Annotated in this window: 17 protein-coding genes; 6 read left to right on the top strand and 11 right to left on the bottom strand. The window is 67.1% G+C overall.

All coding sequences use genetic code 11. The features are described from left to right. Positions 1 to 82: 82 nt before the first annotated feature. The gene (locus tag OXG55_07480) at positions 83 to 547 is read right to left on the bottom strand and encodes a nitroreductase family deazaflavin-dependent oxidoreductase (protein ID MCY4103083.1); all 465 of its coding nucleotides are present in this window, start codon (positions 545 to 547) and stop codon (positions 83 to 85) included. Positions 548 to 676: 129 nt separating this feature from the next. Here OXG55_07480 and OXG55_07475 point away from each other — a divergent pair, with 129 nt between their 5' ends. Continuing rightward, positions 677 to 1,390 carry a class II aldolase/adducin family protein gene (locus OXG55_07475; protein ID MCY4103082.1) on the top strand — a complete coding sequence of 238 codons (714 nt, stop codon included), beginning with the start codon at positions 677 to 679 and terminating at the stop codon, positions 1,388 to 1,390. On the opposite strand, the gene OXG55_07470 is transcribed toward OXG55_07475, so the two are convergent. Both OXG55_07470 and OXG55_07465 read right to left on the bottom strand, forming a co-directional pair. Further along, a complete protein-coding gene (locus tag OXG55_07470; protein ID MCY4103081.1) occupies positions 1,387 to 2,769 on the bottom strand; it encodes a serine hydrolase in 1,383 nt (460 codons plus the stop codon). The two genes, OXG55_07475 and OXG55_07470, sit on opposite strands and share 4 nt — an antisense overlap. 9 nt (positions 2,770 to 2,778) lie before the next feature. After that, positions 2,779 to 3,741, bottom strand: a complete 963-nt coding sequence (locus tag OXG55_07465; GenBank protein MCY4103080.1) for an alcohol dehydrogenase catalytic domain-containing protein — start codon at positions 3,739 to 3,741, stop codon at positions 2,779 to 2,781. 99 nt (positions 3,742 to 3,840) lie between these two features. Here OXG55_07465 and OXG55_07460 point away from each other — a divergent pair, with 99 nt between their 5' ends. From OXG55_07460 to OXG55_07440, 5 genes are all read left to right on the top strand, one after another. Then, positions 3,841 to 4,707 (top strand): MaoC/PaaZ C-terminal domain-containing protein, encoded by an 867-nt coding sequence (locus tag OXG55_07460; GenBank protein ID MCY4103079.1) that lies wholly within the window; start codon positions 3,841 to 3,843, stop codon positions 4,705 to 4,707. A 200-nt stretch (positions 4,708 to 4,907) separates the two neighbouring features. Further along, complete coding sequence (locus tag OXG55_07455) at positions 4,908 to 5,630, top strand: DUF433 domain-containing protein (GenBank protein ID MCY4103078.1); 723 nt, start codon at positions 4,908 to 4,910, stop codon at positions 5,628 to 5,630. After that, entirely contained in the window at positions 5,605 to 6,024 is a 420-nt protein-coding gene (locus OXG55_07450; GenBank protein MCY4103077.1) for a hypothetical protein, read from the top strand. The genes OXG55_07455 and OXG55_07450 overlap by 26 nt, the downstream gene beginning before the upstream one ends. A 131-nt stretch (positions 6,025 to 6,155) precedes the next feature. Beyond that, positions 6,156 to 6,323 (top strand): hypothetical protein, encoded by a 168-nt coding sequence (locus OXG55_07445; GenBank protein ID MCY4103076.1) that lies wholly within the window; start codon positions 6,156 to 6,158, stop codon positions 6,321 to 6,323. Then, complete coding sequence (locus OXG55_07440) at positions 6,295 to 6,879, top strand: AAA domain-containing protein (protein MCY4103075.1); 585 nt, start codon at positions 6,295 to 6,297, stop codon at positions 6,877 to 6,879. Before OXG55_07445 ends, OXG55_07440 begins: the two co-directional genes overlap by 29 nt. A gap of 577 nt (positions 6,880 to 7,456) precedes the next feature. On the opposite strand, the gene OXG55_07435 is transcribed toward OXG55_07440, so the two are convergent. From OXG55_07435 to OXG55_07400, 8 genes are all read right to left on the bottom strand, one after another. After that, a complete protein-coding gene (locus OXG55_07435; protein ID MCY4103074.1) occupies positions 7,457 to 8,116 on the bottom strand; it encodes an RCC1 domain-containing protein in 660 nt (219 codons plus the stop codon). A 168-nt stretch (positions 8,117 to 8,284) separates the two neighbouring features. Further along, the gene (locus tag OXG55_07430; protein ID MCY4103073.1) at positions 8,285 to 9,754 is read right to left on the bottom strand and encodes an FAD-binding oxidoreductase; all 1,470 of its coding nucleotides are present in this window, start codon (positions 9,752 to 9,754) and stop codon (positions 8,285 to 8,287) included. A gap of 102 nt (positions 9,755 to 9,856) precedes the next feature. After that, a complete protein-coding gene (locus OXG55_07425) occupies positions 9,857 to 11,422 on the bottom strand; it encodes an MFS transporter (GenBank protein MCY4103072.1) in 1,566 nt (521 codons plus the stop codon). Between the two features lie 209 nt (positions 11,423 to 11,631). Beyond that, on the bottom strand, positions 11,632 to 16,308 hold the full coding sequence (locus tag OXG55_07420; protein ID MCY4103071.1) for a DUF87 domain-containing protein: 4,677 nt from the start codon (positions 16,306 to 16,308) through the stop codon (positions 11,632 to 11,634). After that, positions 16,305 to 17,840, bottom strand: coding sequence for a hypothetical protein (locus tag OXG55_07415; GenBank protein MCY4103070.1), 1,536 nt, complete (start codon positions 17,838 to 17,840; stop codon positions 16,305 to 16,307). Before OXG55_07415 ends, OXG55_07420 begins: the two co-directional genes overlap by 4 nt. Then, positions 17,837 to 21,511, bottom strand: a complete 3,675-nt coding sequence (locus OXG55_07410) for a DUF4338 domain-containing protein (GenBank protein MCY4103069.1) — start codon at positions 21,509 to 21,511, stop codon at positions 17,837 to 17,839. Before OXG55_07410 ends, OXG55_07415 begins: the two co-directional genes overlap by 4 nt. Positions 21,512 to 21,866: 355 nt before the next feature. Continuing rightward, entirely contained in the window at positions 21,867 to 22,874 is a 1,008-nt protein-coding gene (bmt, locus tag OXG55_07405) for a betaine--homocysteine S-methyltransferase (protein MCY4103068.1), read from the bottom strand. Positions 22,875 to 23,268: 394 nt separating this feature from the next. Next, positions 23,269 to 24,294 carry a nucleotidyltransferase domain-containing protein gene (locus OXG55_07400; GenBank protein ID MCY4103067.1) on the bottom strand — a complete coding sequence of 342 codons (1,026 nt, stop codon included), beginning with the start codon at positions 24,292 to 24,294 and terminating at the stop codon, positions 23,269 to 23,271. Positions 24,295 to 24,363 lie beyond the last annotated feature (69 nt).

Raw genomic sequence — 24,363 nt, 5'->3', positions numbered from 1 at the left:
GTCGGGCAGTGGACTCCGGCCTTCGCCGGAGTGACGGGGAAGGGGCGGCGGCTGGACCCTCTGAGCGGCGTGCCGTGGGGCGCTACCCCGTGTAGGGGCGGGAGTAGCTGAGCCGCACGAGGGGGATCTCCCGGTCGGTGCGTTCCTGGTAGCGGGCGTAGCGGGGGGCGCTGGCGATGCGGGTCTCCCACAGGGATTCTCGCTCGTCGCCGGTGAGCGTCTCGGCCGTGGCCCAGAAAACCCGCTCCCGGTCGCGCACGATGACCTCGGGGTTGGCCTGCAGGTTGTGATACCAGGCGGGGTTGTACTCGGCGCCGCCGAAGGAGCCCACGACGACCATCGAGTCGCCGTCGGGCAGGTAGCTGAGGCAGACCGTGTGCGGCTTGCCCGAGCGGCGCCCGATGGTGCGCAGCAGGATGCAGGGCATGCCGTCCACGTGGCTGCCGATCTTGCCCGTGGTCAGCTTGTACAGCACGACGTGGGTGCGTGAGATCCACGGGATGAGCCAGTCAGGGGGTGTCCAGTCGCTGACGAAGCTCTGGCTCATCCTCCCTCCTCTCGCCCGCGCCCGCCGGTGATCGTACCCGCCACCGATGGTCGGCTGCCCATCGGGGCACAGCCGGACCGGGCCGCCCGGCTCCGGGGCCCATCGGCGGCGACTCGTACACTCCGGCGCATGGGCATGCACGTCGATCACCCGGCGTTCCAGGTGGCCGCGGCGCGACGCATGTTGGCCCGGGGTGGCTGCGAGAGCCGCGTCGCCGGCCAGGTGGCACTGCGGGACCCCGGCCGTCCCGAGACGTTCTGGATCTCGCCGTGGGGGTATTTCGACGAGACACTGCCCGCCCACGTCGTGCACGTGAGCATGGACTTCGCGGTGCTGTCCGGTGCCGGCGGGGTGTCGCCGGCCGTGGGTTTCCACGCCGAGATGCTGCGGGACCGGCCCGCTGCCGGCGCGGTGATCCACACTCACTCGCCCTACGTGGAGGTGCTGAGCACCACCGGCGCGGAGGTGGGCATGTACTCAGCGGACGCCTGCCTGTTCCACGACGAGCAGGCGCACTACTTCGACGACGGCGTCCGGCCCATCGTGGACGGGCCGCGTATGTCGGCCGCGCTGGGGACGCGCAGTGTCCTGTGGCTGGGCAACCACGGCGTGGTGATCGTGGCCGAGACGCTGGCGCTGGCCACCGTGAAGGCCATCACTCTGGAGTCCTCGGCCCGTTGCCACGTCGAGGCGCAGCTGATCGGGGGCAAGGAGATGCCGATCGCCGAGGTGGTCCGCAGCAAGGGGCTCTACCTCGACAACTTCATCGGCGCCATGTGGGAGGCCAACTGGCGCCGCCTGCGCCGCAGCGATCCCGACCTGTTCGAGACGCTCGACAGCTAGGCGCCGGCCTCGGGTTCGTCGGGCTCGGGTTCGTCGGGCTCGGGCTCCGGAGCGTCGCTCCGCTCGCGTTCGATCACCTCGCCGCTCGGCGGCAGGTCGGAATCATCGGCCTCCCCCGGCGGCTCCTCGGGCTCGTCTTCGTCCTCGAGTGGCAGCATGTCGGCCTCGTCGGACCCGGGCGCCGGCTCTTCGATGTCATCGTCCTCGGGTTCCGGCTCCGGTGGCTGCTGCCACAGGTCCGGGCGGGGGACGCCGTCGCCGGGGCGGTCGCAGGTGTGCGACGGATCCTCGGCGAGGAGCGCGTAGACCCGGCAGGAGGCCAGGCTGACCCAGCGCACCGACAGGTTGTAGAAGTCGCCCCGGTCGCTGACCGCGCCGATGGCGAACCAGGAACCGCCGGGCAGCGGGATCACGCCCGCGTCGAGCATGAGGCGAACCTCGGCCCGGCAGCAGTACGGCAGCAGCCAGCCGGCCTTGTGGATCGCCGCAGTCGCCACCTCGCCAGGGAGGCGGGCCAGGAGGGCGCCCCGGACGGTGCCGGCAGGGGTCGACCCGCGGTCGGTGGCGCGCAGCCACTCCTCGAGGGAGGCGAAGCCGTCGGAGTCCAGCAGGTCCCCGCGCCGCAGTCCGGCGTAGAAGAGCGCCAGATCGCCGACCGTCGTGAGGTTCGCCCTGCTGCCGCCGTCGATCACCGACTGCGCAACCCTGTCGGTCCCGAAGTGCCAGGCGGCCAGATGGGTGCCGGTGGTGCCCGCCGCCTCGGCGCTCCAGGTGTTGACGGCGTCGATGCCGATCAGGTCGATGATCTCGCCGGCCGCGAAGTTGTCCGACTGCACGAGCGCGGCCGCTCCAAGCGGCATCACCGCCGCCAGACCGGCCAGGTCGATCGCGGCTGCTGTCCAGATCGGCTTCACGGCGCTGGCGGAGATGTGCTGGCGGTTCTCGTTGAAGCCGTACAGGGTGCCGTCGGGGGTGACGACGGCGAGAGAGGCCCGGGCCGCCGGGTCCCACTCGCCGGCAAGCCGGGCCAGCTCGTCGAGGAGCGAGGCCAGGCGATCCGCCATGTCGGAGCTCAGGCCCGCCGGTGGCGGCTGTGCGTCCGAGCCGTCCCCATCCGCCGGACCGTCGTCGGTCGGCTCCCCGGTCGTCGCTGCTGGGTCGTCGCCGCCCGCGCCCGGTCCGGGATCCGGTGCGGTGGGGGGCCGGGAGTCGGGCGGTGCGGGCGGGTCGGCTTCGATGGTCGGCGCCGTCGTGGCGGCGGGCTCGGTCGGGGTCGCCTCGTCGCCGTTGCAGGAGGCCGCCACCAGCGCCGCCACCGCGAGCACCAGCGCCAAGCGGCCCGCCACTGCCGCGCCGGCCGGCGCGCACCGTCTCGGCATGGGGCCGGCTCAGCTCGCGGTCGGGTCGAGGACGACTTTGATGGCGCCCTCGGCGCGCCGGGCGGCGGCGGCGAAGGCCTCGTCGACGGCGTCGAGGGGGAAGCGGTGGGTGACGAGCGCTCGGGCCACCTCGGGGTTGTCCTCCAGCACGGCGGCGGCCGTCTCGATGTCGCGGCCCGAGGGTCCCCGCCCGTACATGATCCCGGTGACGATGCGCAGCTCCTTGAACATGACGCTCCCACCCGGCAGCACGATGTCGGTCCCCCAGTAGTTGGCGAGCAGCAGCAGGGTGCCGCCCCGCCGGGCCCTGCGGGCGGCCTCGGCCAGCGCCTCGGGGGTGCCGGCCGCGTCCACGACGAGGTCGTAGCGGCCGTCGCCAACTTCGCCGGCACCGATGCGGTCGGCTGCGGCGCGCTGGGCCTCGTGGCGGGCCAGCACCGCCACCTCGGCGCCGCTGTGGCGGGCGGCGGCGGCCGCGCACAGCCCCAGGGCGCCACCGCCGATCACGAGCACCCGCCCGCCGCCGGGGTTCGCCAGGCGCAGGCCGTGTACGCCCACCGCCAGCGGCTCCACCAGGGAGGCGTCGCGTATGCCGTCGCCGATGCTGGGAAGCGGCACGATCCCGGCGGCGTTCGCCGCCACGTACTCGGCCATGCCCCCGTCGGCGCCGATGCCCAGCACCTGCCGCACCGACGCACCGCAGAGGTTGTAGTCGCCGCCGTCGCAGAAGGCGCACCGCTGCCCGCACGGCGTGACCGGCTCGACGACCACAGGGGTGCCGTCGCCCAGGCGGCCGGCGATCTCGTGGCCGACTGTGATCTGCGGGTCCAGCAGGCCGAGCCGAGCCATGTGCAGGTCAGAGGAGCAGATGCCCGCCGAGGCCACCGACACCAGCAACTCGCCGTCGCCGGGCACCGGAGCGGGTACGTCGCAGAGCTGCATGCGCCCATCGATGCAGCGAACGGCCTTCATGGGACGCTCATCCTAGGAGCGCGGCCCCCTGGCTCACGGCTGCCGGCGGCCGCTCGGTAGTGTTGCAGCACCGTCGCCGATCAGCCCAGGAGGCGTGCCATGCCCATCAACCCCGACGCTCTGGGAGCCGAGGGCTCAGCCGTCGAGAGCAGCTGGGACTCCAAGGACTGCCTGCTGTACGCCTTGGGCGTGGGCGCCGGCATGGACGATCCCGTCGGCGCCGAGTTGGAGTTCACGACCGAGAACAGCCACGAGGTCACGCAGAAGGCGCTGCCCACCATGTGCGTGGTTCTCGGCGACGGGATGGGCCGAAACCCCGACAATCCCATGCGGCACCTCGGGCCGTTCAACCCTGCGCTGCTGCTGCACGGGGAGCAGAGGATCACGCTGCACCGCCCGCTTCCGACCGAGGCCACCATCAGCACGGTCGCCAAGATCACCGGCGTCTACGACAAGGGCAAGGCCGCCGTGGTGGAGATCACCTCCAGCGCCGCCGACACCGCCGACGGTCAGCCGCTGTACACCAACGTGGCCACACTGGTGCTGCGGGGCGAGGGCGGCTGGGGCGGCGACCGCGGGCCGTCGGCTCCGGGCACCGACCGGCCCGACCGGGCGCCGGACAAGATTGTGAGCTACACCACCTGCACCGACCAGGCGCTGCTCTACCGCCTGAACGGCGACCGGAACCCGCTGCACAGCGACCCGGCCTTCGCCGCCCGGGCGGGCTTCGACCGGCCCATCCTGCACGGCCTGTGCACCTACGGCTTCACCGGGCGGGCGCTGCTGCACGCCGTCTGCGACGGCGACCCGGAGCGCTTCGGCGGCATGTACGGCCGCTTCACCGCTCCCGTCTTCCCCGGCGACCGCCTCGACGTACACGTCTGGATCGACGGCCGCCGCGCCTGGTACCGCACCCTCGTCGGCGACCGCGCCGTGATCGACAACGGCACGATGACCCAGGTCTGAGCGGGTCGCTCCCTCCTCGCGGCGACGTGCCGCGCCCCTCGGACTTCAGTGCAGATGCGTAAGGTGCGCTTCTCTTCTACAACAGTCCGCGGCATGCCGGTCGAGGTACCAACATCTGGGTTGCCGGACACGACCTCCGCGAAAGGGTCTGCACGCTCATCGAACCGTGGTTGAATGTGCACACGGCAGGGAGGTGTCGGTTGACGAGGGCTGAACGAATCCGCTTCGATGTGCCGCTGTACACGGTGGCCGAAGCGGCCCTTATCGTGGACGTGCCCTACTCGACGCTTGCGTCGTGGGCGAAGGGCTACGTGCGTCGTCCGCCCGGACGCCGCCCGATCGTCGGCGCCCCGATCCTTACTGCGATGCAGGCGGATCGTCCCGGTGAGCCGACGATTCCATTCGTCGGGCTCGTAGAGGCGCTCGTCTTGGCGGCGATCCGTCGTAGCGGCGTCCCGATGCAGCGAATCCGCCCGGCTCTGGACGCGCTGAAGAGCGAAATCGGCGTCGAATACGCCTTGGCGTCGGAGAAGCTCTACACCGACGGCGCTGAGGTGTTGTACGACTACGGGGAGAGCTGTCGAGGCACCGACCAGGGCAACTGCGCGCTTGATCTCGTTATAGTTCGTAGCAACCAGCGCGTTTTCGTCGAGATCATCCAGTCGTATCTTCGCCGGATCACCTACGGGGATGACGGCTACGCGACTGTGATTTCCGTGCCGGCCTACGAGCTTGCCGAGGTCGTAGCGGATCCAAAGAGGTCGTTCGGGGCACCGATCTTCGCTCGTGCGGGGGCACGGGTGGAGGATGTGCTCGAGCGCTTCTGGGCGGGTGAGACACTTCTGGAGACAGCCGCAGAGTTCGGCGTCCCGGTTGGCGAGCTCGAGGACGTCATCCGTGTCACATCCCGCCGAGCTGCCTGATCTCTTTCTGGATCGCAGCCTGGATCGACTCAAGGTTCCCCGATTGCTGCGCGATGCTGGCCTCACGTTGACGACGCTCAGCGAGCACGACGGCGTTCCCGGCGACGAGACAGTTCCCGACGAGGAGTGGCTGGAACTCGCCGGTTCGCGTGGCTGGGCAGTCCTGATGAAGGACAAGCGGATCCGCTACCACCCGCACGAGCGGGAAGCCATCGAGAGGTTCAGGGTTCGCTGCTTCTGCTTGGCCGGCCGCAACCTTCCCGCCGATGAGATGGCTGAGCAGTTCCTGCGGCGTCTGCCCGCTATCGCAAGGGCCTGCCAAGAGCCGGGTCCGTTCCTCTACGTCGTCTACAGGGATCGCATCCAGAAGGTTCAACTAGGCCACGAGAGATAGTGGCGGGCGTACTGGCCCAGCGCTCACCTCAGGCGACCCTGCCAAGGTGAGCACTCCGCGGGGTCGAGTCGGGCGTCAGGGGACTGCACTGCGATTGTCCGACTCGGCGGGAGTCGCGCAATGATTGACCGGTGACCCGGATCGAACGCGTCCGTCGTGCAGCACAGCAATGGGCGCGTGACCTGACCGACGTGTCGGGACGCAACAGGCTGCTGCACTACCGCCATCTGAAACTCGGGACGCTGGATCTCGCCGGTGCTGATGTGCAACGTGGGTCTGCACCGACGCGGCGCCTCTGAGATCGAGGACAATCTCGCTGCGCTCGCGGACCACGATCTGATCGCGGCCGTCGCAGGTGACGGTGATGCACGAGTGTTGCTTCGCAGCGATCACAGTCACAACGTCGATCCGTCTCTGCCCGACGCCACGCCGCCGGCTGACGAATACTTGGTGCTTGATGCCGACTCGTCGCAGAACAGGGCCGTCAACGCGGCGCTCGCGGGCGAGTCGTTCGTGCTGCAGGGGCCGCCGGGGACGGGCAAGAGCCAGACCATCGCCAACGTCATCGCCACCATGATGGCGCGGGGCCGCAGCGTGCTGTTCGTGGCCGAGAAACGGGCGGCTATCGACGCCGTCACCAAGAGACTCACGAGCGTCGGACTCGAAGGGTTCGTCATGGACTTCCACGGCGGCACGCCGCGTCGCCGTGAACTTGCGAGACTTCTCGACGAGTCCCTGGCTGCGATCGCTGCGGTGTCGCCTGCGGATCAGCCGGAGCTGCACCAGCGCCTCGAGGAGTCCCGCACCGCGCTGTCGGGCTACGCCCGTGCGCTGCACCGAGAGCGCGATCCCTAAGGAGGCACTGTACCGTGCCATCGCACAGGCGAAGAACGGCGACGCTGTCGACGCCTCAGGAGGTCGCGACGCCGCGGCCAGCGCTCGACCAGCGGGTGCGCGACGTGGGCCACAGGAGTATGTCGTGGGGCGAATCGCTGGTCGTGACGCGGCTGGCGCTCGACCAGCGGATGCACGGGCCGAAGCCTCCGGTCGGGGCAGCGATCCCTCGCTGCCGCGCGGTCGCCCCATTCAAGAGCACGACCTCAATCGACTGGTCCAACTCGTCGATTGGATCATGTCGGACGGTCGCAGGCGCACCGACGAAGAACTCCTTGATGAGATGTGTGCCCACTTGGGTTACGACCGCCGCCAGCGGCAGATCACGAATGCCTTGGTTGCGGCAATCCGGCGGTCCCGATACCAACGCGGGAGGTGCGGAACTCTGTAGAGGCGGGGAGCGTTTGCTTAGAGCAACTTGCCGGGGTTGAGGATTCCTGCTGGGTCGAGGTGCGTAGGGTGCGCTTCTCTTCTGCAACAGTCCGCGGCATGCCGGTTGCGGTATCAATAGAGACAAGCCGGCGGATACGGCGGTCTATCACCCGGTGGGCACGTCCACCCGGCCATACCTGTTGCCGCTCCAGCAGGCGAGGACGCCGTTGCTGCGCAGCCCACACGAATGCACACCGCCGGCGGATACGGCGGTGTATTGACCGGCGGGCACCTCCGCCTGTCCAGAGTTGTTGTCGCCCCAGCAGATGATGCTGCCGTCGCTGCGCAGCCCACACGAGTGATAACCGCCGACAGACACGGCGGAATATCGGGTGGTGGTTGGCGAGACGTCGACGTCGTCGTCGCCCACAGTGAGCGCCGAGGTGGCGAGCCAGCGGCCCACGGCGGCGGTCGTGGGGAAGAAGCGGACGCGGGGCAATCGGAGGTCGCCCCAGGTGCTGTCGTCCTGGCGTAGCTGGAGTCCGAACTCGATGCGCCCCTCGGGGAGTTTGCGGGCCACGATGCGCACCTCGTCGTCGCCCACAGTGAGCGCCGAGGTGGCGAGCCAGCGGCCCACGGCGGCGGTCGTGGGGAAGAAGCGGACGCGGGGCAATCGGAGGTCGCCCCAGGTGTCGTCGTCCTGTCGTTGCTGGAGTCCGGACTCGATGCGCCCCTCGGGGAGTTTGAAGGCGACGATGCGCACCGCATCGTCGCCTTGTTGTGCCGCGACCGGGGGTGCCGCGGCGGCCGCGACAATGGCGACCACCGCTGCGATGGCGGCCAGATCCCGTCGACGGTGCCGCGATCGACAAGTCGGAGGCTGGCGGGCGCCGTCGACAGTGCGATCGGCCATGGAGCCCGTCCCACTCGAGTCGGCGCCGCGGGCGGCGCTCCGCGCTGTACCCCTGCCGCGGATCTCCACAGCCATCCAAGCTCAGAGTACCTTGCCGGGGTTGAGGACGCCGTGGGGGTCGAGGGCGGCCTTGATTCGGCGCATCAGGTCCAGCTCTGCGGGCTGCTTGCGGCGGGCGAGTTCGTGGCGCCAGCGCTGGCCGATGCCGTGCTCGGCGCTGAAGCTGCCGCCGAGGGATTCGGCCACGTCGAAGACCGCTTCGGTCAGGCGTTCCTCGCGGTCGAAGAGCGCGTCCGGGGGCGTCCCGGACGGTGCCAGCAGGTTGAAGTGGATGTTGCCGTCGCCGAGGTGGCCGAAGGCGTTGATGCGCACGCCGGGGAGGACTGTGCCGACCGCGACGGCCGCCCGCTCCAAGAACACGGGCATCCGGTCGGGCACGACGGCGATGTCGTACTTGACGGAGCCTCCAGAGCGCTTCTCGGCCTCGGGCGGCGCCTCGCGCACCCGCCACAGCCGCTCGGCGGCGGCCGTGCCGTCGGCCACCGTGGCGTCGCAGATCAGACCGTCAGCGAGAGCACCGGCAAGCACCTCCTCAAGCAGCCGTCGCAGATCATCGCCCGCCCGGCCCGACGTCAACTCGACGAGCAGCAGGGATTCGGTGCCGGGACCGAACGGATCCCGGGCGCCGCCCGGCTGCGCGCAGGCCAACAGGCGAGTGGTGGGGCTCAGCCACTCGCACGCGCTGACGCGCCCGTCGCTCGCGTCCAGCAACCGGCCGAGCACCTCCAAGCCGGCACTGGCCCCACCCGCGCCGGTCGCTGGCGCGGGCGCCGCGTCGGCGGAGAGGGCAGCCATCGCCGTCGCCCGCTGGCGCGGCAGCGGGTGCAGCGCGAGGGTGGCCTCGCAGATCACGCCGAGGGTGCCTTCGCTGCCCACGAAGAGGTGCTTCAGGTCGTAGCCGGTGTTGTCCTTGCGCAGCCCGCGGCCCAGGCGCGCCACCGTGCCGTCGGCCAGCACCACCTCCAGGCCCAGGGTGAGGGCGCGGGCGCTGCCGTAGCGCAGCACGCTGGTCCCGCCGGCGTTGGTGGACAGGGCGCCGCCGATCTGAGCGGTGCCCTCGGCCCCGAAGCTGAGCGGGAACAGCAGGCCCGCGGCCGCGGCCGCGCCGGCAACCTCGGCGACCGTGCCGCCGGCGCCGACGGTGATCGTGCGGCCCAGCCGGTCGATGCGGCGCACCTCGCGCATGCGCCGCAGGCTGAGGATCACCGACGGCACCTCGCGCTGAGGGGTGGCCCCGCCGCAGAGTCCCGTGTTGCCACCCTGGGGAACCACGGCGACGCCGGCGGCGGCACAGAGGCGCATCACCGTCGCCACCTCAGCGGTGTCGGCGGGCGAGACCACCGCCAGGGCGTCGCCGTGGTAGCGCCGGCGCTCGTCGACGAGGAGCGGGGCCAGGATGTCCTCGTCGGTCTGCGTGTGGCGGGCGCCGACCGCGGCGGCGAGGTCGGAGATCAGGTCACGACGACCGACGGTCCTGTCGGCGCTGGGCATCGGCCGGCCTCAGGCGTCCCTGGCGCTTGCGCCCGTCTCCGCCGACGCGATCGGACGGGGGACGGTATCGATGATCTCGCCGGGCGGGGGCATCGGCCGGCCTCAGCCGCTCTCCGCGCCCGCCTCCGCCGGCGCGACCGGACGGGTGACGGTTCGGTGCCTCGGGTACATCCGGTAGACGATGACCGCGACGAGCGCCAGCACGGCGGCCGCAACCCAGGCGGCCAGGGTCATCCCCCGGTCGAATGCATCCACCGCGAGACCATGCAGCCGTTCGGCGGCCTCGGCAGGCAGCTCGCCGCCGGCGCCGAGGGCGCCGCCGATCGAGTCGGAGGCAGCCTCGGCCACCTCCGCCGGCAGGTCGCCCAGCCTCCCGGAGATCCCTTGCCGGTAGCCGACCGACAGGAGCGAGCCCAGCAGCGCGATGCCGATCGCCCCGCCCGTTTCGCGTGTCATGTCGTTGAGGGCCGAGCCGACGCCGGATTTGTGCGGCGGGAGCGAACTGACGATGGCGTGTGTGGCGGTCGGCATGGTCACGGCGAGCCCGGTGCCCAGCACCAGGAGGCCCACTGCGGCGGGCCAGTAGGGCGACGCCGCGCTGAGCATCCCTATCGTCGCCATCCCGGCGGCGGTAATCACCAGCCCGGCACTGATCGTGGCCCGCGTGCCGGATCGGGCGATCACGGCGGGGATGCGGGGTGCGATCAGGAACACGACCACCGAGACGGGCAGCATCCGGAGACCCGCTCCGAGCGGCGTGAGGCCCTGCGCGAACTGGAAGTACTGGGTGAGGATGAAGACGATGCCGTACAGGGCGAAGAAGGTGCAGACGGCGGAGACGGCCCCGAGGGTGAAGACCCGGTTGCCGAAGTACGCCGGGTCGAGCATGGGGAACCGGACCCGGCGCTCCCAGCGGGCGTAGGCCCAGAATCCCACCACCGCCACGCCGAAGCCCCCGATCACCCAAGGGTTGCGCCATCCCAGTTCGGGGCCTTCGATGATCCCGTACAGCAGGCAGCCGAGCGCCACGATCGACAGCGCCGAGCCGACCGCGTCCAGCGGCCGTCGTCCCTCGTCTCGGGACGTCGGCACGATCCAGGCGACCAGCGCCAGGACCACCCCGGCAACGGGGACGGTGAACAGGAAGGCCGAGCCCCACCAGAAGTACCGGAGCAGGACGCCGCCGATGACGGGACCGAGCATCCCGCTCAGCCCGGCGGCCGCCGACCAGGCGGCGACGGCCTTGGCTCGCTCCGACGCCGGAAAGATCACCGCGCCGATCGACAGCGTCGCGGGCATGACGAGGGCGGCGCCGACACCCATCACGGTCCGGTAGATGATCACCTGCCCGGCGGTTGTCGAGAAGGCTGCCAGCCCGCTGGCCACCCCGAAGATCACGGTCCCGGCGAGCAGCACCCCCTTTCGACCTCGGCGGTCACCGAGCGCGCCGAGCGGCAGCAGCAGGCAGGCGAAGGTCAGGATGTGGGCGTCGGTGATCCATTGCAGGTCCGAGCCGCTGGCCCCCAGCGCCGTCTGCATGGTCGGCAGGGCCACGTTCATCGAACCGAGGTTGCTGAAGACCATCACCATCGACGAACACAGGACGGCGAGGATCAGCCAGCGCCGCGGGTGCGGCTCGAAGGGCTCCCCCGCGGGCTGTTCGCGCATGCCGGGGGCATTGTACGGGGCCTGCCTCCGGGGCCGGGCCGACTGGGGTCCGAGGGCTGGCCCTCCCAGGCAGTGCGTTGCACCTCCTTGTCTCGACACGTCTTACTGTCGGACTCGCGAGGCCCCAACGCACTGGACCCCTCAGATCGCAGCACCTGTCCGACCAACCGGGTAGGACGCTCAGACGATGCTCGCTGGACGAGTAGCGCCTATTCGTTAGAAAGTTCCTCTTTGAGCCGCGCGTAGTAGGGCATTACCTTCACGCGCACCCATGGCGCGTGCTGCGCGTTCTGCATGACGCACTCCAGCGGTGCGAGAGCTCGGACCACCCGATCGACGTTGTCCGCGTCGGGACCGCTGGTCTTGCCGACCAGCGTCCGCTGGATCTCGCGGACCTGCTCGGCCTTCGTCTGACCGAAGAACAGGCGCGTCGCTGTCGAGCCTGAGATCTCCTCGGGCAGGTGACGCGGGAACTGTGTCGCCACGATGACGCCTAGTCCGAAGGCACGGCCCTCGAGCATCAATGGCTTGAGGAAGCGCGAGGAGACTAGTCGCCACGCTTCGTCAAGCACGAGCACCTGTCGCAGGACGTGGGGTTGTTCGCGTCGCATGAGATAGGAGTGCATCGCCATCAGGAAGAACTCGGCGACGGCGTTCTTCACCTGGTCGCCGGGCAGTTGGCTGAGCCTGATCACGGTCGGTGCTTCGAGCAGGTCAGACAACTTGAGAGCAGCATCACCCTCGCTGAACACCCCGAGATCGAACACCGGAGACAGTCGCCCGAGCAATGTTGTGGACTTCTCTCGCACCAACACGTCCTTGATCGCCTCGAACGGGAGGTACTGCTGGGAGGGATCCGGGACGAAGGGCTTGGTGCCAACACCGGCGATGGCGTAGGTCTCCTTCATCGCTTCGCGGAGAGCGAAGGCCTGCTGGTCACCCAGCCCGTAGATGCGCTGCAGCGTGTTGGAGAGTTCGTGCAGATGTGCTGTGGGATTGGCGTAGCCGGTCATCTTGTCGATTGGCGGCACCATCGGATTGAACGGCAGCGCTCCAAGTGACGCATCGTGGACGGTGAGACCCTCCACGGCGGCGTAGTCCGGTTTGGCGTAGTCGTCTTTGAAGTCAAGGATGAGAGCCGGGATGCCGAGCGGGAGGAGTTCGCTGAGGATTGCCTTCGTTGCCTGAGTCTTGCCAGTCCCGGTCTCACCCGTGATCGAGATGTGCGGATTGTTGAGTTTCTCGTCGGGGCTTTGAGGGTCGAAGAAGATCTCGCGCCCACCCCTGAAGGAGCCTGATGCAGCGCCGATCAACACGCGTGGGCGACCCGTGATCGGATCGTCGGCGACGGGCGTGGCCGCTTCGATGTTGCTGTCGGGCGTTGCCGCCTCAGTCTTCTCGGCTTGCAGAGGAGCCTCAGCGGTAGCTCCAGCGGGACTACCGCTTGGCGGGCGGCGGCTGTCGCTCGTAGGCCCCACATGCGGCGGCTTCGGTTGCGATTCGGGTGGCGTGAGGGCCGCCTCCAGTTCCGGTACGCCGTCCTCGTTGAGGTGCTGCAAGTAAACGGGAACGAGTTCGTCCTCAATCCTGGCCCGCACTTCGCGTCGGGGTTTGAGACTTGTCGCCGCTACTCCCAACTGCACATGGATGAGTTCGCAGCGCAGATCGACTTGGGTGCCTTCGTCAAGGAGTTGGCGCACGAGTTGCACCCAGCGTCGCCGGGTGGTCCTGTCGTAGGAGGCCTTCGTCAGTTCTCGGTACAGGTGCTCACGGATGACTTCGCGCCTTGATGGCGTCAACAGGAGTTCAGTCGTTGAAGGGTCGAAGACGGGACGGAGGATCCGGTACGTCGACAACATCTGGTCGATGGCAGGACCGGTGACGATGCCGTCAGTCACCGAGTATTCGGCAGGGGCGTTCTGATGGGCCTTGACCTCGACGATCGTGACGGTGAACTGACTGTCTGCGCCGTCGATGACGAGCAGATCCGATCGCGAGTTGTCCTTGTTGTCGTGCAAATGGAGCCAGCGTCGCGCCTCCTCACTGTCCAGACTCAGAACGATCCGGTCAAGCCCTGGCGGCGCAGTGTCGCGCAGATGCTTGACTGAGACCATCATCCCGAGGATGCCCTTGACGTGGGGAACCACGATCTCTCCGGACTTGCCCGGACGCAAGGCCAGCAGGCCTGCGTCGAGCAGTTCGCTGAGAGACACCAAGATGGAGTCGAGGGCATCATCGTTGACCGAGGTATTGAACTGACGCACTACGTCGCGGAGGCTGCGCCGGAAAGCGTCGCTGCTTCGCGTGAAGGCGGCCACATCGCGCGTGCGCTCTCGGGCGGTCAAGATCCGGAGACCACCTATCTCGAGATCCCGGTCTACGTGGCCATCAATCACGACGTACCACGGCACCTGCCGAGCGCCTTCTTGAAGTCGGGCGCGCAAGTCTTCCGCTTGGTGGATCAGCGAATAAGACAGGATGGTCGAACCAACGGCTAACTGAGCGAGTTTGGAGTAGTCGGCCAGGATGCCCCCCGGCTCCGGCTCCAAGTCGAGCGTGTCACTGCTCAGTCGATATGCAAGCCGGCGCCGGTTGGTGAGAGGCTGAATCCTCTGTGGTTGCCCAGAGGCGTTGGCGTGCAACCGCTTGGTCTGGTCGACTGCGATGTAGATGTGGCACATGAGCCCATCGGGTGGCGCTAGGTCCTCCTCGGCTACTCGAATCGTCTCGAAGGTAAAGCGGCGGTTCGCGTGATCGCCGAAGCGCTGTTGTATACGTCGTTCCTCATCGGCCGATAGGTCCAGTTCGGTGCCGACGCCTGCGCGTGAACGCAGCACGGTGATATGGGCCCCACGCAGCTTGGCATCCTTCCGGTCGGCCAGATCGCAACACGCGAGCAGGAACTGGGCAGCGTCCGGTGGCTCAAGCACAGCCAGTCGCAGCCCCTCAGCCGATGAAGGATGCATGTCGATAAAGGCTTCCAGAAGCTTCCTGATGGGCTCGAGGCCATCCTTCGGGTCACTGGCGTTTGCCGTCTCGCTGAACTGCGGGAGACTGCCGAACTTGCCGGCGTAGGGCAAACTCAAGGCGCCGTGCTGGGAGACAAGCCGCGGGACCCCCAGTGAGGGAAGAAACAGCGGCACGCCATTGCGGTCGAGTTCAGAGAAGACCAACTCCCGGTCACGAATTTCAAGGAAGTCTCGCTGATTCGAAAGTACTCGAGTATATTCCATGTAATGCCACAGCAGAAGCGGATGGAGCGGTGTCAGCAGAGCAACGAGCGATGAACCGTTGTCCAGGAAAACTGTGTCGATAAGCAGGACGCGTTCAAGGAGCGCCCGAGCATCCTCCGCAAATGCCTCATGCAGCGCCGTGTGGTCGTCTCGCAAGGTTGTCACTAGACATTGGTACGTGTCGACAACCGCTGCAACTAGTGGGGCTGACGAGGGGCTGACGGCAACGAGCAACGGTTCTACGCACAGTTCGCGGACCATCGGCAAGAGATCACGACGAGCAGCACCGTATTGCTCGAACGCTTGACGGATTGGGTCGAAGTGGGAGTCCGTTTCGGCGAAAGCCTCGATGAGATAGGCGATCTTCGCCAAGTCCCAAGACTCGATCAGTTCAGCCGACTGCTGGAAGTTGCGAACCATCGCGGCGATGTCGGCGCCTAACACTCGGGCTAGGCCGCCGCACCTGGACTCGTCGACCATCCGTCCTACCAACGCGAGCACATCGGTCTGCACCTCGCCGTCGATCTGAGTCCCGGATGGCAAGGTCACGCGAATCGGCTCCGGCCGGACGGTTTGCTCGAGGTTGTCGAGTTCGCTTGTCAACTCCTCCACGGCTTGGGCCAACGAGGCCGGCGCAGTGTCGTCGGCATCGTCAGGCTCCCGCGAGTCAGCATCGTCAGGCTCAGCGTTGTCAGCGGTCGGTCGCAACAGTGCTCCTGCTGCGAGCGCAGTCAGGCTGCTCGGCTGCGGAGGCGGCGGATCGTCGGGGGCGTCGCCGTTTGGTTCCGGTTTGGGCTTCGGCTTGGGCTTTCGCGCCTTGGCTTTCAGCAGTTCGCGAGCGTCGCTCGCTGAGAGCGCCATCTCTCCGCCGCGTCGATGCTGCTGCAGCGTGCGCAGTTGAGCCTGCAATCGCGCCCGGCGTTCATGGTCTTCCTCCGCGGCCAACGCGGCGTCGACCTTCGCTCGGTCATCCTCACTGAAGTTCGCGAGCCGCAGCGCGAGTACGCGATTCTCCTCCAGTCGCTTCCGCAGCTGATTCTCGTTCGGATCGTCGAAGAGGGCGGGGTCTGGCAGGAGCCCGAGCATGTTGATGCTGGTGGCCGCCGCTTCCTTAACCTGCTCCGGCCCGAGTCCTTCCAGCGCAAGGAAGTAGTCGAGTAGATCGATGAACGAAGTCTGCTCATCGTGGCCGATGATGCCCCACCATCGCGGCAGCACGTCGTTGATCTCTGATAGTTCGAGTTGCGCCCGCTCCACCAACAGTCCTCGCAGGCTCGATGGTCCAATCAAGACGAAGTCCTCGAGTGAGGTCAGCTTCGCTTGGTCGGACTCTGAGACAACCACGATCAGCGCGTCAAGGCCGCGCTCGTTGCGCCAGCGTTCCGCCTGCTCAACAGAAGTATCGAATTCCTCACTCGGAATCCCGGCGCCCAAGGCCGCCTCTGAAGCGTCTGGGTTCAGGTAGGCGATCCTTAGGTCGAGCCCTTCTTCACCGAGTCGCCGCAACTGCGCGCACACTGCAGCGGAGTCGAGGTGGAGGTCGCGTATGAGCACACCGGTGTTGCCCTCAGCGTTGCGGACTGCGTGCGCCAAGAGTTCCGCAATGAGGGTTGCCTCCCGGCTGGCTTCGTCTGCCATCTGAGCCGAGTTCATAGTTGCCGGCCCTCATCGGTTGTAACGATCGTCCTTCCGTCGGCGTAGGTCTTCGCGAATCCGATGTCGACCAAGAGATCTCTGAATTGGTTCACGTTGAGGCGCAGGTCGTTCTCGTTGAATGACACAGAACGTGGGAGGTCGGCACCCAACCGCAGGTCATTGCGGCGCACGATGTCGAAGTCACCCTGCCGTCCGACCACGATGCCATATGCATCCCTCAAGTCATCGAGGAACTCATCGAATTGTCGCGGTTGCTCCGGTGCAACGACGGACGCTACGAGTACTTCAGCGAATTCGGCGTTGACCCCGTAACGCTTGTGCTCCTTACCGCCGCGACCTCGGTCGTCGTAGGGAGACAGGTAGCCGCTGCGACGGCCCAACTCTCGCAGGGCGTTCCACGGGTAGCCCTTGGCGGCCTTGGGGCCCACACCGGAGTAGCCGGCCTTCCAGTACGCCTCGACCAAGGCATCGACTGCACCCAGCGAGGCCCGCTCGGCCCGGTACACGTCAACAATGAGTTGCTTGTCGGGAGTGTCTGGCAGAGCGTCAAGATACAGCTCAATGCGCTCTTCCTCCCCGAGCACGCTTGCGAGATGTTCTCGGATGCGGAACACCACCAGCTGCTCGATCGCGCGCCGCCCAGCCTCAAGGGTCGCAGCCGAGGCCTCCCGCAACGAACGGCGACGTCCGTCGCACATGTCCAGCAGCATGGGGGGTCTCGCTCCATCGCGCATGACGTCCGCGCAGCGGTGAATCATGTGTACGTGGATCGCGAAACACCCGAACAGGACTAGCCGTCTCAACGTCGTGAGCTTCTCGCCCTGCTTCTCGTGCGAAGCCAGTTGGTCGAAGCGCCGGCGCAGTTGTCGAAGAGTCGGGGAGGAAATCTGACCGTCCTCCCCCACTGCCAGCAGATCGGCCGATACGCGCTCAGCCCGAGTGCGCGCTACGCCTGACAAATCCGCGTCCGACCCGGCGCCAACGTCGAGCATCGGCCAGGCGATCATCGTCCACGGGTCAGTGTCCCGATCAAGCAGATCACGCAACAGATCCGTCGCGACTACCGGACCGCTGCCAGCTGTTAGCAGGCCCGCCAGGAAGTCTCCTGAGCCATTGTCGGAAGCGTCATTTGTGATCATCCGCTGATGGGACAGCGTGAATGACGACTGCCCGGACTCGAAGACGGCGCCGTCGGCGCCCAGTGTGTCCTTGGCGAGCGCACGGAACGACGTGAGTCGCTCATCCGGCGGCGGGTTGCGGTGCAAGTCTTGGAACTTGTCGGGGTAGGCCTCGATGATGGCCGCGTTGGGATTGCGCTCCTCGAGATACCCGGCCTTCTGCTTGGTGACGTACTGGCGGATCACTTTCGCCAAAGGTCGGAAATCGTTGGTCGCTCCCACCACTCGGCGGGCTAGCCCGTTCGCGACGTGTACCGGCTTCATCGACTTGTTGGTGGGCAGGAAGCCGAACTCCTCGTCGTAGATCCGGCGAAGGAGCACATCTGGCGTCTCGATCGACACAACGCTCACAACTGGTACCTCGCCGGATCGCGTTGAATCCGCACCCGCACCATTTGGTTGTTGTCAACGTTACGGATGTGCAGGTCGACCATCGCACCAGGCGGGGGACGCAAGCGATGAACCTCATCGACGAACCTCGTCACCTTGCGGGCGATGCTTCGCGACCAGGTCGATTGGCCGAGTCCGACAGCCGCGTCCTTGAGGGTGAGATATAGCTCGCGATCGATCAAGAGGGCCGGTCGCCGGCCGCCATGATCCGCGGTTCGAAGCGCGAATTGCGTAACCCGGCGGAGTTCAGGGCGGAGCCACCGATCGACCCACGATGCAAGTGATGGCCCCTCGACCATCATGGCATTCGCACTCGCACGATGCAGAGCCACGAATGCGGCCGGGGCTCGCACGTCATAGCGGTGGGACTGCCACAGAGTCAACTCACTGTCATCATCTGGGGCATCGGGCTCGAAGAACCGATTGATTGCCAGCACCATCGTCCGCACGATCAGGACGTCGCCTTGAGTGCCACCGTGGAGTACCTCGTCGAACTCGGCCTCGTCGCGAGGAAGAACTCCCAGCAACTCGTGCCCTGCCGCGTGCTCGAAGAAAAACCGGCGCTTCGCTACCTCGAAGAAGCGCTTGCGGTTCACTTCGGGACACGCCGCCACTGCTCCGGGCACGTCGGATGGGTCGATCCAGTCCGCTGGGCGCGTTGTTCCCCGCCACAACTCCTCGTCATATCGGGGATGGGTGGTCCGCGCCGGGTCGAAGGCAGTGCGGACCAGGTCGAACAGTGGACCATCCCCGCCTTGGAAGGCGAGAGTGGCGTATACGAAGCGCGTGCCCGTCAGCTCTCTCAAGCGCTGAGTGGATCCTGTTCCGCCGGTGAGGATGTAGGCGATGTACCCCATGAGTTGGCGCATTGTGGTGTGGTGGCCCCGTCGACCAACATGTTCGAGCAGCGCAGCCAACCGTTCCTGAACTCGCTCGTGTCGAAGCCTGTTGACGTTGGTCTTGGCCGGATCCAAGTCGTCAAGCTGGCCGATGAACCGGTCGGCAATGAGGCGCTGCAGGGCATTCGTCGTGACCGGCGGGGCCAGGACATTCCTGAGGCTAAGGTCAACAACAACGACACGCCCTTGCTCGGAGTCGGGTGCCTGCCCGTAGTAGATGGCTTCCTGTACTTGGCGAACCGCCTCATCGACCGGAGCAAAACCCCCCTGTCTGGCGAGCCGCTGCAACTCGAACAGAGGCCACTCGTTGATCGCCAGCACGAAAGGCACCCGCTTCTCTTCGCACATGCGCCAAGCGGCCAAGATCTCTTTATTGGTGCAAGCGTTCGCGTCAGTGAAGACCGTCGTCCCCCTGCGCTCCAACTCCGCTCGTAACCTCTGGATGATGAAGGTCTTGCCGTCGCCGGGATTTCCCGTGATGATGAGTTGGCAGTCCTCCTCGACAGCGTCGAGGACGAACTGATCAAGACCTAGATCGACATGGATCCAGTTCAGTTCCTCGGCGGAGAGCCGATCTGCGAAGCTGTTCCTGTTTCGGTAGAGCCTCTCGACAAAGCTGATCGGCTCGTCGCTGTTGGAGATCCGCCTCGAGTCGATCTCCACTACTTCGCTCAGATCGCCTGAGTCAGCCGCTATCGAGTCGTTCAAGACCCTGAGGTCGCTGGCCACCCGGGACACGAGATGGACATCTCGATGAAGGGACCGAACTCGTTCGATCGTGTCCGGACGCTCCAGACGCGCCTTGACCCACCGGTCAAACCAGTACTGGGCGATGGCGACGGTCGTGGCCGACCCCCCCGACACCGGCAGGATGTAGCGAGGCTCACGACTGAGTCCCAGCATCACTTCGTCAGCATTCGACACCAAGGGCACGGCGTAGAGCAACCGGGGCGAGTGATGTCGCAAGTATTCGTCGGGTGCCAAGCCGAGCGCTTCGAGGCCAAGCCGCAATGAGCGCAGTTTGGGAGACATGCCCTCTCCGAAGAGATTGTTGACCAAACGCCGTTTGCTGTTTGCGAGTCGGGCTGCGGCAGTCAGCGTCTCCGTTGTGTCGGACGAGAACTGCACCGTTCCGTAGCTCTCGGTAGATCCCACCCGCCGGTATCGAATGTCGTCGGCTGTGTCCTCGCCTGGGATTCGAATCCGGTTGTACTGGGCGGAGCCGAACGCGTAGAGGCTGGAGGTTGTCAACATCGACAACGCTGGCGTCCGCACGATCGCACGTCCCGCCATACCGGATGCGATGAGGCTGACTCGCCCGTCGTAGCGCTCTCGAACGTCAGCAACCACCTGCGGCGACGTCATGAGCATCGCGACCAACTTGCCGCCGAGCACCTGCTGGTACGGAGCGACAGCACCGCATGTGATTATCTCCATGACGTTCTCGGCGATCGCCTGCTGCTTGATCCGTCGCAGCACGATCTCGACGGCCCGGCGCCCGTCCGCCGTTGCCAACAAGTCTGGCAATGCGAGCGGATCCTCGTCGAGACCTGCTCGATCGAAGATGTCGATGGCGCGAAGAGTGTCGGCGAGGTGTGCCGCACGCTTCCGTCGATAGAGGTGGGTCTTGGCAATTGTTTCCCAGTTGACCGTGTCGGCGTTGCCGTCCTGCACAAGATTGTGCGCCTTTCGAATCAGTTCGTACTCGGCGGTCCTCTCGTCGCCTGCTGCGGCGAGTGCGGCTCTGCGCGCGCTGTCGGCGGCGGCCTCGATGTCTCCGAGATAACGGATCTTCTCTTCAGAACTGAGTCCGGCCAAGTTGAAATCGCGGGTGTAGACGCGATCGACTTCCGCTAGGGCAAACGCTGCCAAATGCCGAGCCAGACTGCTTTGATCCTCTGGGCTGGAGTCATCGTAACGTCGTGATAGCGCGTCTATCGACCAGCCGAGCGCGTCATCCCGCTGGTTCAGGCCCAAGATCGCGTTGCCCAACGCAGCGATGCCGACGATGGGTCGGCCCGGGCCTCGCTCGTCCCGGACCAGATAGTGGAGATTGCGTCCTGGAGTCGGCTGGTACGGAATCGACCACTGGAGCCGGGCATACCGCCAGATGTCTTGGAGACGTAGCCCGGTTGCCGCATCCCGGACATTGCCGTCGACCAATTCGAGCACAGGTCGCATCGCCTGTCCTGGGCTGCCCTTGCGTGCAGCCTTCTCAAGTCGAGACGCGAGTTCGGGGCCATCAGCGAAGACCTTGTCGATTCCGCGCCCCTCCATCCGTCGGACGAACGCTCCCACCGATGGGGTGTGCAACTGGTCTGCCAACACGAAACGGAAGGAACTGCGCAGATCGCTCTTGGCTTCGGAGGGATCCTCACCCGCCGAGGTGAGGGATGGTGGAACGACGTATACCCCTTCATCGTCGGCACCGGCAACCCACCCCTGAAGAGTCAGATCCCGTAGCACCCGTAGGCTTCCGAGGTACACGATCGTCGGTTCGACATCGTCGGGACTCACACCGCGTTCGCGAAGCATCAAGCGCTGCGTCTCGGCAGTATCGATGCTCGAACGAATCCGAACGATCCGCTCTTCGACTGGTTGCCCGTCAAGATCCTGCACAAGTGCAAGCAGATCCTGCTGATACCCGAAACTCAACCGAGGCCTAAACCGCCGCAGCTCCAGCCCCTTTCGATCAACTTCGATAAAGGGGCGTACCGTTCCGAGAACAGTCATGACACAGCTCCGCGCCAACCGCGGACGTAGGCAACAAGGTCGGAACGAAGGAAGCACCGGCAGGTACGCCCTGCCTTGGGCCCACGCAGCTTCCGCCAGCTCGCAAGTCTTCGGACGGTCGTGGCAGAGGTCCTGCTGAAGCGGTCGGTCGCCCCCTTTCTGGTCAACGCCTCGTCAACTTCTGTCATCTTCTTGCACCCTCCGGCAACGGCTGCTTGATGCTAGGACCAGAATAAGTGAGGGGTGTGACACGAGACGCCAGCAGCGCTCGACGCGAACCCGGGCGGCATCGTGACGAAGGACGCGCCGGCGACGCGGCCGCGCCGCAGGGGTTGGCGGGTTCGTCGCCCGGGGGTCAGGGCCGCCGCCGACGGGATCGGGCGCGGTGGGGGGTCGGCGCTGGCCGGGAGGGTTTCCGCCCTCCGGCCGGGGGGCCGTTGATTGCCGGCCCCGGGTGGCCACCGGCGAGGGCGGCCGCGATCTCAGCGATGTGGTCGGGGGTGCTGCCGCAGCAGGCGCCGATGATCCGCACGCCGCCTTGGCGTGCCCGCCGGGCGTGGGCCGCCAGCATCTCGGGCGTTCCCGTGTAGTGGAAGGTGTTGCCGCTCCAGTAGGGGATCCCTGCGTTCGGCTTGGAGACCACCGGGACCTCGGGAAGGGCGGCGGCGATATCGAGCGCGGCGGCCTCGGTGTCTGCGAGGTTGTTGCCGCAGTTCGCGCCGAGGGCGGCCAGCTCCAGCGGGCCGAGCCGCTCGGCCATCTCCGTCCCGGTCGTCCCCATCATCGTGTGTCCGGCGACATCGAAGCTCATCGTCACCGCCACCGGTAGGTCGCAGACCCGGCGGGTACCGCGCACGGCGGCCTCCACCTCCCCGAGGTCGCTCATCGTCTCGATCCACAGCAGGTCGACGCCGCCCTGCGCCAGACCTTCGGCCTGTTCGGCGAAGGTCTGCTCGCAGTCGGCCGCGGTCATGGCTCCCAGCGGCTCCAGCAGTTCGCCCGTCGGCCCCATCGAGCCGGCCACCAGCACGGTCCGGGGGTCGCGGCGGCACTCCGCCTCGGCGGCCTCCCGGGCGATGCGGGCGGCGGCCTCGTTCAAGTCCAGGGTGCGCTCGTGGAGGTTGTGCAGGCGCAGCCGGGCGCGGTTGGCGCCGAAGCTGTTGGTCAGCACTAGGTCGGCACCCGCCCGCACGTGACCGCGGTGCACGTCGCGGATCCTCCCGGGGGCCAGCAGGTTGAAGCGCTCCGGCGCGTCGCCGGAGGTCAGCCCCAGGGCGAACAGCCGCGTGCCCATGGCACCGTCGGCCACGACGTAGCCCTTCGTGTCCCAGAACTCGGCGAACACGTCGCCCGCGCCGGCCATCGGCGCAACGGTACCCGCCGCCCCGGCCGGCGCCGCGGGCAGAGCGTCCTGCGGCCAGGCTGACCGAGATCTGCAATCTGGGTTCCAATCGCCCCTCAACATGGGGCCTACAGCACCCATAAAGTGGACAGTAGATTGCCGGCAAAGTGGGCGGTGGATTGCCTGCAATATGGGCTTTACAGGGCGACTGCCTGCTCGAATGTCCTGTGACGCACCGTGCTCCCCCTCACGGCGCTGGGACCGTGATCGGGCGCTTGGGTATCGGCGGGGTGTGGTGGTGCCGAACAAGCGGGAGAAACCCAGAATGTTGCAGAATCCCGGTTGCAAAGTTTGCGGAATGTTGGTCTCAAGTGTTGCAGAATGTTACCGGCGAGTCCTGCGCTAGCAAAACGGGCTATTCGGGAGGCTCGGGTATCCCCATCTGCGCCGTCGGCGTGTCCCGCGCAAGGTCCCAGCCCGCCAGGACCGACTCGATTCCTGCGCAGAGCCTCGCCGCTCTCGCCGCCTCCCAGTCCGCGGCGCCCGCAGCGGGGCGCGTCCCCGCTGGCGTGGCGGGCGCGGCGGCGGCGACGTGCTGCGCGGCCAGCCTGCCGAGGGCGCACGCCGCCGAGGCGAAGGCGTGGGCGGCGACGACCAGGTCCTCTAGGGGCGTGTCCGGAAAGTCCGCCGGGTAGGTGCCCCTCTGACGCCACTTCGAGACCTCAGGCAGGTCGAGGCCCGCCGTCGCATCGGCGACATCGGGCCGCAGCCGCTGGGGAATCCTGTGCGCCAGTCCATTCAGGGAGTGCGCCTTCCCGGGAGCCTCGTCGGCGTACAGATGCACCAAGGCCTTCAGTGAGTTCTCCATCGCCGACTGCGACCGGGAACACACGCCCCTCAAGCGACCTGCAACCTCGACTGAATAATCGAGCGCGTCGCCCGCGGCGTGCGCTTCTGTTTCGCTGCCGCCCGGCTCGAGTTCGTTGCGAAGTTCGCTGAGGCCCTGGTTCGTGTTCTGCAGCGAGGCCGCTGCCTCATCGAAGTCGCTGGCGGGCATGCCGATCTCCTTGGTCCAGTCCACGCCATCCGGCGGCAGCTCGCGCATCACGACCGCCGCAGGAGCGATGCCCGCCTCGAACGATGTGCGCACCCGCAGGCTGCGGTGGCGCCACTCCGGGCGGTCGGTCACGAACACCTCCACCGGCCACCCTGCGGCCTCAGAAGCCAGTGTCTCCAACTCGTACCGCCGCCGCCAGCGGTCGGAGTAGTCCAAGTCGTCCAGCACCGCCACCATGTCGATGTCGCTGTCGGCGTGCTGCTCGCCTCGCGCCACCGACCCGTGCAGCAGCACCACCGGAACCCCCGCCTCCGCCAACGCCTCCGCGGCGCGCTCGGCATCCCGAATCGAAGGCCCCGCCGGCGGCGGGGCCAGAACCGTCACGAGCCCATTGTACGCCCCCGCCGGTATCTGCCGCCCGCCGGCGCCGCGGCCGGCGGGTCCGCCTATCGT

The organism is bacterium (assembly GCA_026708055.1).
Taxonomy (GTDB): domain Bacteria; phylum Actinomycetota; class Acidimicrobiia; order Acidimicrobiales; family CATQHL01; genus VXNF01.
This window is presented reverse-complemented; position numbering and strand designations above follow the sequence as displayed.